General features: G+C 53.8%; 13 protein-coding genes. 4 read left to right on the plus strand and 9 right to left on the minus strand.

The window, feature by feature from the left end; genetic code table 11:
• Position 1 precedes the first annotated feature (1 nt).
• A complete protein-coding gene (gene gluQRS / locus K7H08_RS13385; protein WP_231658232.1) occupies positions 2–901 on the minus strand; it encodes a tRNA glutamyl-Q(34) synthetase GluQRS in 900 nt (299 codons plus the stop codon).
• 161 nt (positions 902–1,062) lie between these two features.
• On the minus strand, positions 1,063–1,500 hold the full coding sequence (gene dksA, locus K7H08_RS13390) for an RNA polymerase-binding protein DksA (protein WP_009723720.1): 438 nt from the start codon (positions 1,498–1,500) through the stop codon (positions 1,063–1,065).
• A gap of 186 nt (positions 1,501–1,686) precedes the next feature.
• Between dksA and K7H08_RS13395 the strand changes: the two genes are divergently transcribed.
• Positions 1,687–2,847, plus strand: coding sequence for an aminotransferase class I/II-fold pyridoxal phosphate-dependent enzyme (locus K7H08_RS13395; protein WP_038480755.1), 1,161 nt, complete (start codon positions 1,687–1,689; stop codon positions 2,845–2,847).
• A complete protein-coding gene (sfsA, locus tag K7H08_RS13400) occupies positions 2,844–3,572 on the plus strand; it encodes a DNA/RNA nuclease SfsA (protein WP_095604448.1) in 729 nt (242 codons plus the stop codon). The genes K7H08_RS13395 and sfsA overlap by 4 nt, the downstream gene beginning before the upstream one ends.
• Here the strand turns inward: sfsA and K7H08_RS13405 are convergent.
• From K7H08_RS13405 to K7H08_RS13430, 6 genes are all read right to left on the minus strand, one after another.
• The gene (locus K7H08_RS13405; RefSeq protein ID WP_038480760.1) at positions 3,569–4,030 is read right to left on the minus strand and encodes a DUF4426 domain-containing protein; all 462 of its coding nucleotides are present in this window, start codon (positions 4,028–4,030) and stop codon (positions 3,569–3,571) included. The genes sfsA and K7H08_RS13405 overlap by 4 nt on opposite strands.
• 48 nt (positions 4,031–4,078) lie before the next feature.
• Positions 4,079–4,672, minus strand: coding sequence for a methionine biosynthesis protein MetW (gene metW, locus K7H08_RS13410; RefSeq protein ID WP_038480763.1), 594 nt, complete (start codon positions 4,670–4,672; stop codon positions 4,079–4,081).
• Positions 4,672–5,868: a homoserine O-succinyltransferase MetX gene (gene metX, locus K7H08_RS13415; protein WP_038480766.1), complete on the minus strand. Its 1,197-nt coding sequence runs from the start codon at positions 5,866–5,868 to the stop codon at positions 4,672–4,674. The genes metW and metX overlap by 1 nt, the downstream gene beginning before the upstream one ends.
• Positions 5,869–5,932: 64 nt before the next feature.
• Entirely contained in the window at positions 5,933–6,526 is a 594-nt protein-coding gene (locus K7H08_RS13420; protein WP_038480769.1) for a YggT family protein, read from the minus strand.
• Positions 6,527–6,555: 29 nt separating this feature from the next.
• The gene (proC, locus tag K7H08_RS13425) at positions 6,556–7,380 is read right to left on the minus strand and encodes a pyrroline-5-carboxylate reductase (RefSeq protein ID WP_231658233.1); all 825 of its coding nucleotides are present in this window, start codon (positions 7,378–7,380) and stop codon (positions 6,556–6,558) included.
• Between the two features lie 80 nt (positions 7,381–7,460).
• On the minus strand, positions 7,461–8,177 hold the full coding sequence (locus K7H08_RS13430; RefSeq protein WP_095604450.1) for a YggS family pyridoxal phosphate-dependent enzyme: 717 nt from the start codon (positions 8,175–8,177) through the stop codon (positions 7,461–7,463).
• Here K7H08_RS13430 and K7H08_RS13435 point away from each other — a divergent pair.
• Positions 8,167–8,319: a hypothetical protein gene (locus tag K7H08_RS13435; RefSeq protein WP_370622864.1), complete on the plus strand. Its 153-nt coding sequence runs from the start codon at positions 8,167–8,169 to the stop codon at positions 8,317–8,319. The two genes, K7H08_RS13430 and K7H08_RS13435, sit on opposite strands and share 11 nt — an antisense overlap.
• A gap of 35 nt (positions 8,320–8,354) precedes the next feature.
• Here the strand turns inward: K7H08_RS13435 and K7H08_RS13440 are convergent, their stop codons facing one another.
• The gene (locus tag K7H08_RS13440) at positions 8,355–9,497 is read right to left on the minus strand and encodes an anhydro-N-acetylmuramic acid kinase (protein ID WP_095604451.1); all 1,143 of its coding nucleotides are present in this window, start codon (positions 9,495–9,497) and stop codon (positions 8,355–8,357) included.
• Positions 9,498–9,613: 116 nt separating this feature from the next.
• Here K7H08_RS13440 and tyrS point away from each other — a divergent pair, with 116 nt between their 5' ends.
• A complete protein-coding gene (tyrS, locus tag K7H08_RS13445; RefSeq protein ID WP_038480780.1) occupies positions 9,614–10,813 on the plus strand; it encodes a tyrosine--tRNA ligase in 1,200 nt (399 codons plus the stop codon).
• The last annotated feature ends 149 nt before the right edge of the window (positions 10,814–10,962 follow it).

The following is a 10,962-nucleotide window of genomic DNA, read 5'->3' on the forward strand; positions in this document are numbered from 1 at the left end:
ATTAAAACTCTGATTGATAGCGGCGGTGGGTGGTAGCGACAAGCTTTTCAACAGACCAGTGTGCTATTGCCCAGTTTAGTTGTGTTTCGGGTGGCTCTTGAACCAGCGTGTCAGGTGGGGCCTGATCGAGTAGTTGCAGTGCTTGAAACAGCTGTTGGCGAATGCCGTCGGCGTCTTCGGCTAATGCAGGGGCCAGGTTTTGCTTAGAAAGCTTTTGACCCTCTTGAGTAACCACGAGCGGTAAATGTAGGTAGCTGGGGGTTGATAAGCCAAGCGCTTGCTGCAACTGGCCTTGCCAGGGCGTGTTATCCAGCAGGTCATAACCGCGCACAATATCGGTAATGCCTTGATCAGCATCATCCACTACGACGGCGAGCTGATAGGCCCAAAGCTGATCTTTGCGCTTAAGCACAACATCGCCCAAAACGGCAGGGTCGAACTGTTGGCAACCAAAAAGCCGATCCTGCCAAGTAATAGGGCGCTTTGCCAGGTCGCTGCGCAGCCGCCAGGCAACCGGCTTTGTGGCATCACGAACGCTCTCGCGGCACCAGCCAGGATAGATTGAAAACGCTTGCCACTGCTTTCTCGAACAGCTACATGGATAAGCCAAACCTTGGGCAGCCAGTTGATCGAGCGCCTGCTGATAAGCCTCATCACGGTGGCATTGCCAGCGGATTTCTTCATCCCAATGAAGCCCAAAGGCGTCAAGCTGACGCAGAATTGTATCAGCAGCGCCTTCAGGGCAGCGGGGCGGGTCGATATCCTCTATGCGCACCAGCCACTGCCCACCAGCAGCGCGGGCGTCTAAATAGCTGCCTAGGGCGGCGACTAGCGAGCCAAGATGCAGTGGCCCTGACGGTGTAGGAGCGAAACGTCCTCGGTAGTGCGTGGTATGGGTCATGACAGCCCGAATCAATTGTTCAAATAGCGCCAGCGATTAACTACGATGATAAGTACAGCGATAAATACAAGATGACAAACAAAAACGGGCACCTCAAGGGTGCCCGTTGGACGCTTTAGCTTGTAACAAACTAGCAGCTTATAGCGTATTCGCGCCGATGATTAGCCACCGAGCTGTTTCTCTTTAAGCTCTGCCAGCGTTTTACAGTCCACGCACAGCGTTGCCGTGGGGCGGGCTTCAAGGCGGCGAATGCCGATTTCAACGCCGCAGGCTTCACAAAAGCCGTAGTCGTCTTCATCGATTTTTTCGATGGTTTCGTTGATCTTTTTCAGCAACTTGCGTTCGCGATCCCGAGTACGCAGCTCCAGGCTGAAGCCCTCTTCTTGAGTAGCGCGGTCAGCGGGGTCAGCGTAGTTATTAGCGTCTTCCTGTAGGTGGCGTACGGTACGATCCACCTCTTCCATGAGATCTTGTTTCCAGTCTAGAAGGAGCTGGCGGAAGTGCGCGAGCTGCTTCTCGTTCATATACTCTTCGCCCGGTGCTGGCTCATACGGGGTGAAGGACTTGGACGCTTCCGGTTTCTTTTCCGCTACTGGCATGGGAGTGCCCCTTACGTATGTGACTGCTGATCGACCATGAGCGTGTGTCACGATCTCACGCCAAAGGGATGCTTGTTTAGCTGAAAAATGCGCGCTATGCAAGCATAATAGCGCATTTTCGACCATGGTCTTGCCTCTTCAACGACCTGCGTCATGATTTCTCTACCATTTAGTGAAGGAACCGTTATGGCTTGGAATTCACGTGTAAATCACGTTGCACCTTTTCGCGTGATGCATCTATTGGAAATGGCCCAGGCTCGAGAGGCCGAAGGCCACGATGTGATTCACCTAGAGGTCGGCGAACCTGATTTCGCGACGCCGGCACCGATTGTAGCAGCAGGCCAGCAAGCGTTGGCAACAGGCAAAACGCGCTATACACCTGCGGCAGGCCTAGCGTCGCTGCGGGAGGCGATTTCAAGACATTACGCCGAGCATTTTAATGCCACCGTTGACCCCTCACGTATTTTGGTAACGCCAGGGGCCTCTGGAGCGCTGCTGCTGGCTAGCCAATTACTGGTCGAAACAGGCAATCGTGTTTTGATGGCCGATCCCAACTATCCGTGTAATCGTCACTTTATGGCCCTAGCTGGCGCAGACATTGATGCCATTCCCGTGGGTCGCCAAAGCGGTTGGCAGTTAACGGCGCCGTTGATTGAACAGCACTGGCAAGCTAAAACGAGTTTAGCCATGCTGGCCTCCCCGTCTAACCCTACGGGACATACGTTAGGCGCTGAGGCGCTAACCGCAGTTATCAACACGGTAGCTGCGAAAGGCGGTGACGTGATTGTCGATGAGATTTACCAAGGCTTGAATTATGACGATGCACCACTATCGGCGACATCGCTTTCCGACCAGGCCTTCGTGGTTAATAGCTTCTCTAAATATTTCGGCATGACAGGCTGGCGCTTGGGCTGGTTGGTGGCGCCTGAACATGCCGTCGAGCCGCTTACTAGGCTGGCGCAAAACGTCTTCCTTGCCGCGCCAACACCTTCCCAGCATGCGGCGTTGGCCGCCTTCACTCCAGAGTGTCGAGATATTTTGGAAGCGCGTAGATCGACGCTTAAGCAGCGACGCCAAGTGTTGTTGGATGGGTTAGCGCAGTTGGGGCTTGCCCCGGACCTGCCACCTCAAGGGGCTTTTTATCTGTGGTTGGATATTTCTCATTACAGCCGAGATAGCCAAGCATTCTGTGAGCGGTTGCTGGTTGAGGAGAACGTGGCAATCACCCCGGGCATTGATTTTGCGCTGGAGGGCGGCGAACACCATGTGCGCATTGCCTTTACTAACAGCGTTGAACGGTTGCAGGAGGCCGTAGAGCGCATTGGCCGTTTCGTGAGCCGACTATGACGACCTATCCTGAGTTGGTGCCTGGGGTGTTAATGCGTCGTTATAAGCGCTTTTTAGCCGATGTAAGGCTGGAGAGTGGCGAGGAAGTCGTTGCCCATTGCCCCAACACGGGCTCAATGAAGGCGGTGAATGTGCCCGGTTGTCGAGTGTGGCTGTCACGGAGTGATAATCCCAAGCGCAAGCTGGCCTGGACCTGGGAATGGATTGAGTTGCCACAGTCAGAGGGCGCCTTGGCGCTGGCTTCTGTCCACACTGGTCGCGCCAACCGCATCGTGGAGGAGGCCATTTTAGCCGGTGATATTGTGCCATTGGCAGGCTATCAAACGCTCAAGCGGGAAGTGAAGATCAGTGACGCAAGGCTCGATTTCCGGCTGAGTGATCCTGATAAGGGCGAGGTTTTTATTGAAGTTAAGCAGGTCACCCTTAAAGAAGCCGATGGACATGGTTATTTTCCTGATTCGGTCAGCGTGAGGGGCACCAAGCATTTGCATGCATTAACCGCGCTGGCCGAGCAGGGCGAAAGGGCCGTGCTGCTGTTTTGTGTCGCCCATGAAGGTATTCACGATGTAGCCCCAGCGGCCCACATCGATCCCATCTATGCGGCGGCGCTAGCCGCAGCGGTAGATGCTGGAGTTGAGGTGTTGGCTTACGGTATTACGCTAGATTGGCAGGCAGGAGCTCCGGTAGCGGTGCGATTAGCAAGACCGCTACCGGTGCGAATTTAACGCTCGATATAAAAACGTTGAATAAAGCTGACCCGCTCAGGGCTGGCATTACGGTCGTAGCGAACGTCAAGGTTAAAACGCGTGGGCTCGTCGTGGCGCAGGGCAAAGGTGGCCAAGTGATAAGTGGCATCACCATCGTGCACAGTACGAAAGCTTAGCGATTCTTGGACGTCGGTGAGGCCTGTCACGTGGCCTTGTACGCTAGCGTTAACGGCGCGGGTGCTGCCGTCCTCTTGGCGTTCGCGTACGCTTACATTAACCAATCCGTGACCTGCGCTGCGCTGAATGCCGTGCGCTTGGGCAACTTCTGGGGTGAGGAAGCTGGTGGCCACAGCACTGTAATGGATCTCATAGTCGCCTATCCGTACCAACTGCTCAGCTACCGCTTGTGTGGCGAGGAGCAGTGAGCAAAGCAGCGTAGTAAGCAGGGTTGTTCTGCGTAACGCTCGATAAACCATGGCAGGTCTCCTCTTATGGGTCGATATGGCTAGTCAACGTAAAATAAATTAGCGACGGCGCACTCTAAAAATAGCAATTTCACCGAACAAGTTGGGCCACCACTTGGATGTCCAGTGCCCTTTGTGATCGCCAACCCCTACCGCGCGATCAACAATCACCAACCCTTTTTCACGGCACAGATGCTCGAAGTCGTTAAAGGTAGAAAGGTGGATGTTGGGTGTGTCATACCAGGCATGGGGTAGAGATTTAGAGACCGGCATATAGCCACGTAGGCCAAGATGAATTCGGTGTCGCCAATAAGCAAAATTAGGAAAGGTGATAATGCCTTCCTCGGCGACGCGTAACATTTCATCAAGCATTTTATCTGGGCGGCGTAGCGCCTGAAGCGCTTGGGTCATAATGACTTGATCATAGCTGTTGTCGCAGAAACTACCCAAGCCATCATCCAGGTTATGCTCAATAACGTTCACGCCCCTGGCGACACACTGGGTAATACCGTCGGGGTCGATCTCTAAACCGTAGCCGGTAACATTTTTCTCCTGCGCTAAGCGCTCAAGCAGAGCACCATCACCGCAGGCTAAATCCAGCACGTGAGCCCCTTGGGGCACCCAGTCGTAAATCAGTTCAAGATCCGCACGCATTACAGGGTCTCCTCCCTGGCTGTTTCTTCGATATTCAGCTCTCGGGCTATGCGAGTCATAAATGCGCTGAACAGAGCGTGGTAACGTGGCTCGGGCAGTAAGAAGGCATCATGCCCGTGAGGAGAGTCGATATTGGCATAGCTAACCGATTTGCCAGCGCGGGTGAGCGCGTCGACGAGTTCTCGAGAGCGAGAAGGTGGGAAGCGCCAGTCAGTCGTAAAACTAACAACCAGAAAAGGGCACTTTGCGGGTGCTAGTGCGCTGGCTAGGTCGCCTGCTTGAGTGGCTGCGGGATCGAAGTAGTCAAGGGCCTTGGTCATTAACAGGTAGGTGTTAGCGTCAAAGGCGGTGGAGAATGTATCGCCCTGATAGCGCAAATAAGACTCAACCTGGAACTCGACATCAAACCCAAAGTTCAAATCGTTGCTGCGCAAGTCGCGGCCAAATTTACTGCCCATTGCATCTTCGGAGAGGTAGGTGATGTGGCCCACCATGCGTGCCAGTTTCAAACCACGCTTGGGGACCGTGTCGTGCTCTGCATACCAACCGCCGAAGAATTCAGGGTCAGAGCGAATCGCCTGACGAGCCACTTCGTTAAAGGCAATGTTCTGGGCGGAGAGCCGGGGGGTGGCGGCAATCACTACCGCATTGGCGACACGCTCAGGGTAAGTCATTGTCCACTGAAGCACCTGCATACCACCCAGGCTACCGCCCACTGCTGCGGCCCAACGCTCAATGCCCAGTTGATCGGCCAGACGCGCTTGGCTGGCTACCCAGTCACTGACAGTGACCATGGGGAAATCAGGCCCCCACTGGCGGCCGGTTTCAGGGTTGTGACTAACAGGGCCTGTGCTGCCATGGCAGCCGCCCAGATTGTTTAGCGATACCACAAAAAAACGGTTGGTATCGATAGATTTTCCGGGGCCGATATGAGCATCCCACCAGCCAGGTTTGCGGTCTTCGTCACCGTGATAGCCCGCTGCATGATGGTGTCCCGATAACGCATGGCAGATCAACACAGCGTTACTACGCTCAGCGTTTAACGTGCCGTAGGTTTCGTAGATAAGCTCGTACTCAGGCAGCACCTTGCCACAAGCGAGCGGCAGCGGCGTATCAAATTTCGCTACATGGGGGGTGACGAGGCCAACGGAGTCCGCCGGCCGGTCAACGAAAGTGAGAGTGTCTGAATCAGGCATCGAAAGCGCTAGTCCTGCAAAAAATAAATCCTGCTAAAAAGAGGCCCTGGGGAATGTTGCGCAGTTACAGCCCAACCAGTGCGCCAGAGATACCCGCAGCGCGGATCAAGGACCCCACTACTAAGCCATCCACCAAATTAATCGCAATAAACACCACGATGGGTGATAAATCGATCATGCCCAGCGGCGGAATGACTTTCCGAACAGGAGCCATAATGGGCTCGACTAGCTGCATTACCAGCAAAGCACCTGGGTGGCTAGCATTTGGGGCGACCCAGCTCAGAATAATCATCACAATCATGGCAAAGAAATAGATCTTTAATATGGCGTTAGCCAGTGCCGCAATGCCCGCAATCAGTAGTCCTGGTATAGGTGGCATGCCAACGCCAATCACCATGAAAATGGCCAACATGCTAACCACTTTCAGCACAAAGCCCGCGGCCAGCGTGGCAAGGTCAAAGCGCCCAGCGACGGGACCTAAGAAACCCTGAAATAGCCCTACAACAGGCTGGGTAATTTTAACCACTGATTGGCTAAGCGGGTTGTAATAATCCGCCCGCGATGCCTGCAGCAAAAAGCGCAGCATCAGTAAGAATAAATAAATATTGATTAACGAGTTAACAAGCATTAACCCGGCACTGCCCACTTGACTACCCATTGCTGCCTCTCCATTGCAAAGTTGCGTATTTAGTTGGCGCTAAGTTCCTTGGACATTGCTTCTGCGCGCTGGGCACAGGCCTGCATGGCGTCGGCGATGGTGGCGCGTAGTTGCGCATCTTCCATGTGCTGAATAGCACGTTCTGTCGTGCCGCCTGGCGACATAACATTTTGTTTGAGTGTGGCCGGGTCTTTGTCACTGCGCTGGGCCATAGTGGCGGCGCCCAGTGCCGTTTGAATAGCCAAGCGTCGCGCCGTGGCGGCAGGCAAGCCTAGTTTGACAGCGGCTTCTTCCATCGCCTCAAACATTAGAAAGAAGTAAGCCGGCGCACTGCCGGATACCGCAGTTACCGCATCAAGCAGGCTCTCTTCTTCAACCCACTCCACAATGCCAACCGCTTCCATAAGCTGTGTTGCTAGCGTGCGTTGCTCCTCATTCACCGCGCTATTGGCATATAAGCCGCTGGCACCGATGCCGACCAATGCAGGAGTGTTGGGCATGCAACGAACCAGCGCATTATTACCGCCTAGCCATTGATCAATGGTGGCTGCATCGAGGCCTGCCGCGATAGAAATAATCAGCGGTGATTGCTGTTGTACGTTATCCCGCATCGCTTCACATACGCTGCGCATAATCTGGGGTTTTACCGCGAGTACGACCACGTCGGCGTCTTCGACGGCGGCGTTATTATCGGTGTTTGTGTTAATTCCTAAGCGTGCTGCTAAAGGCGCTAGCTCGCTTTCATTAGGTGCGGTGGCCGTGATGTCGCTAGGAGACACACCACTATCGATGAGGCCGCCGATAATGGCGCTGGCCATATTGCCTGCGCCAATGAAAGTAATCTTGCTCGCCATGTGGGTATCCTTATTGGGTAAAAAAGCTGCATCGGGCAGCATGGGATGTCAGTCGTCTTTACGCTCTTCAATTAGCAGTGTTATTGAGTAGCGTGTTGAGTGGTGCGTGCGCCAAAAATCGCCGTTCCTAAACGTACCAGCGTTGCGCCCTCTAAAACAGCGGCTTCTAAATCGTCGCTCATCCCCATCGATAGCGTATCCAGAGGGGCATCCGGTAGCGCTGCCTGAAGGGTTTCCAGTAGTTGTCGCAAGGCCGCAAGCGGCGCCCGCTGTTCTGCAAGGCTGTTAGCCGGGGCCGGAATCGCCATGAGTCCACGTAGACACAGCCGTGGTAGGGTGGCCACTTCTTTCGCTAGTGACATTACCTCATCGGGCATGACGCCCGACTTAGAAGCTTCGCGGCTAATATTGACCTGCAAACAAATGTTGAGTGGTGGTAAGTGTTCCGGGCGTTGTTCGCTAAGCCGTTTGGCTATTTTTAAGCGGTCAACGCTATGTACCCAAGCGAAGCTTTCTGCCACTGCGCGGGTTTTGTTGGACTGTAGTGGACCAATAAAATGCCACACAATATCGTCTAAGTCGGCCAGTTCGGCTTGTTTTTCCAGTGCTTCTTGCAGATAGTTTTCGCCGAATTCACGCTGCCCATGCTGCCAGGCTTGGCGAATCATGGAAGCGGGCTTTGTTTTACTAACGGCTAGCAGCGTTGCGCTATCGAGTGGGCGTTCAGCCTTTTTTAATGCGTTACTCAGGCGTTCGCGGGCCTGGGCGAGTGACTCGGGAAGCGCGATGTCTGTCATACTCAAGCACCTTACCACTGCTGGGAAAAGAGAGATGGATATTACCGAACTGCTGGTGTTCTCGGCAAAGCAGAATGCATCTGATCGGCACCTTTCTGCTGGGCTTCTACCTATGATACGTGCTGATGGTGTTAGCCGTTGACTTAATCTACCTACTATGGGGAGCGTTGGCGTAAATCAGCAGGCGTAAATGCCACCCAGAACTCTCGGGCCACTGGCACCAGTGACGGAAGGTAAGTTGCCGGGCAGATCGTGTAAACGTTGATGGGCAAGCCAAGCAAAAGCGCCTGCTTCAATCCAGTCTTCGGGCCAGCCTAAGTCGGTGGGAGACTTAAATGTTGCATGGGGTAAGTGTGACGCTAGCCTCGCCATTAAATAGGCGTTATGTGCTCCGCCGCCGCAGGCAATTAATGTCATGCTGTCGTGGGTCGCGGGCAATTGCTGAATACCCTGGGCAACGCTTATCGCGGTCAGTTCCGCTAACGTAGTTTGCACATCGCAAGCAGTTTCGTTACCCGTTAGCTTGTTTTCTAACCAGGCCAAGTGGAATAGTTCGCGCCCGGTGCTGCGCGGCGGCGGTTGATGAAAAAAAGGCTCGTTTAGCAAGCGTTTTAGTAGCGCTTGGTCGATCTGTCCGCGAGAGGCCCACGTACCATTTTGGTCAAAGCGTCCGTCGTGATGCTTTGAGAACCAAGCATCTAACAGCACATTGGCAGGGCCTGTATCAAAGCCAATGGCGGGAGTGCTGGTATCGCTGGGTAGCCACGTCAGGTTCGCAAAGCCTCCTAGGTTTAAAACAAGCTGCTCGCTTGTCTGGCGACCAAAAAGGGCTTGATGAAACGCTGGTGCAAGCGGCGCTGCCTGACCACCAGCGGCTAAGTCTCGTCGGCGAAAATCAGCCACCACCGTGCAGCCGGTTAATTCGGCCAACAGGCTGGGGTTATCAAGCTGTAGTGTATAGGCAGGGCCGCCTTGGTGGCCGCCGGGAGCATGCTCAATTGTCTGTCCATGGCTACCAATAGCGTTAATTTGCGCTGCGGAGACCTGTTGCTGAGCCAGTAGTGTTTTCACGGCACTTGCTTGTAGCTGGCAAAATTCGTTTTCGGCCGTTGCCAGCTCTGCGAAGCTCACTTGCTCGGCATGACACAGGTTGAGCAGTAGGTTATGAAGCGACTGGGGCATTGGCGACGCATGCGTAGCAATGAGCTCAGGTGGCGAGTGCGGCGTTATAGCGACCAACGCCGCATCAATGCCGTCCAGGCTGGTGCCCGACATTAAGCCAACATAGTACGACGGTAAGGTAGGGTGGGGCGTTTTCATAAAGCGGCTCATCCAAAACGTAGTGAAGGCTCAACCAAGGCGATAGGGCATGGTAACATCGCCGGTTATTCGATATCTGACGCCTATATGGCACATATTACATGGAGAGAGAGGCAATGAGTGAGGTGGATCAGGCGTTAGCGCTACTGTCGCGAGGCACGCATGAAATCCTGGTAGAGGATGAGCTGAAGAAAAAGCTGGCGTCTGGCCGTAAGCTGCGTATTAAAGCAGGGTTTGACCCGACAGCACCTGATTTGCACCTTGGGCATAGTGTGCTGCTGACGAAAATGCGCCAGTTCCAGGATCTCGGGCACACCGTTATTTTCCTGATCGGGGACTTCACAGGTCGTATCGGTGATCCCACTGGCAAAAACATTACTCGTAAACCGCTCACCGAGGCCGATGTAAAAGCCAATGCCGAAACCTATAAAGAGCAGGTATTTAAAATCCTCGATCCCGAAAAGACCGAGGTGCGCTTTAACGCCGAATGGTTTGGTGAATTAAGCGCCGCTAAAATGATTGAGTTGGCAGCGCAAAGCACGGTCGCGCGGATGCTTGAGCGTGATGATTTTGAAAAGCGTTATAAAGCTAACCAATCTATCGCGATCCACGAGTTTCTCTACCCGCTCGTCCAAGGCTATGACTCAGTAGCGCTCGAGGCAGATGTTGAGTTAGGAGGGACCGATCAGAAATTTAACCTGCTGATGGGACGAGAAATTCAAAAGCACTTCGGCCAAGAGCCTCAGGTCGTGATCACCATGCCACTGCTCGAAGGTCTGGACGGCGTGCAGAAAATGTCCAAGTCGTTGGGCAACTATGTTGGTGTCGATGAAGCGCCGGGCTCCATGTTCAATAAGCTAGTGTCTATGCCCGATAGTTTAATGTGGCGTTACTTTGAGCTGCTCTCTTTGAAATCCAACGAAGAGATCGATGCGCTCAAGCAGAACGTTGAGGCGGGGGCTAATCCGCGTGACGTGAAAATGGAGCTAGCCCGTGAGCTTATTGCCCGTTACCACGGAGACGAAGCTGCCGCTAATGCACACAAGTCGGCGGGGAATCAGCTAGCGGAAGGTGAGTTGCCGGAAGACCTACCTGAAGTAGAAGTAGATTTCGAAGGTAATGAGCAGGCGCCTATCGCGGCAGTACTCAATCGCTCTGGTCTCACTAAGAACAGTGCGCAAGCCAAAGACATGTTGAAAAACGGTAGTGTGAAAGTCGATGGGGATGTTGTTGCCCAAGACACGATGTTGGCTACGGGTAGCGCCTACGTTATCCAGGCAGGTAAGAAACGTTATGCTCGTGTGACGCTTACCTAACTTTTTCGATAACTTTCTCAAAAAACCACTTGCCAAGACGGCAGCGAATCCGTAAAGTACGCATCCGCTGCCGGGGACGCACAGCGTTACCAGCGGTGAATGAAGGTGAAAACCTTCGGTTTGTCAGAGAGTTAGAAGAACTCAGCAGC

Origin of the sequence: Halomonas sp. IOP_6, assembly GCF_021151565.1 — a bacterium.
Lineage (GTDB): Bacteria > Pseudomonadota > Gammaproteobacteria > Pseudomonadales > Halomonadaceae > Vreelandella > Vreelandella alkaliphila.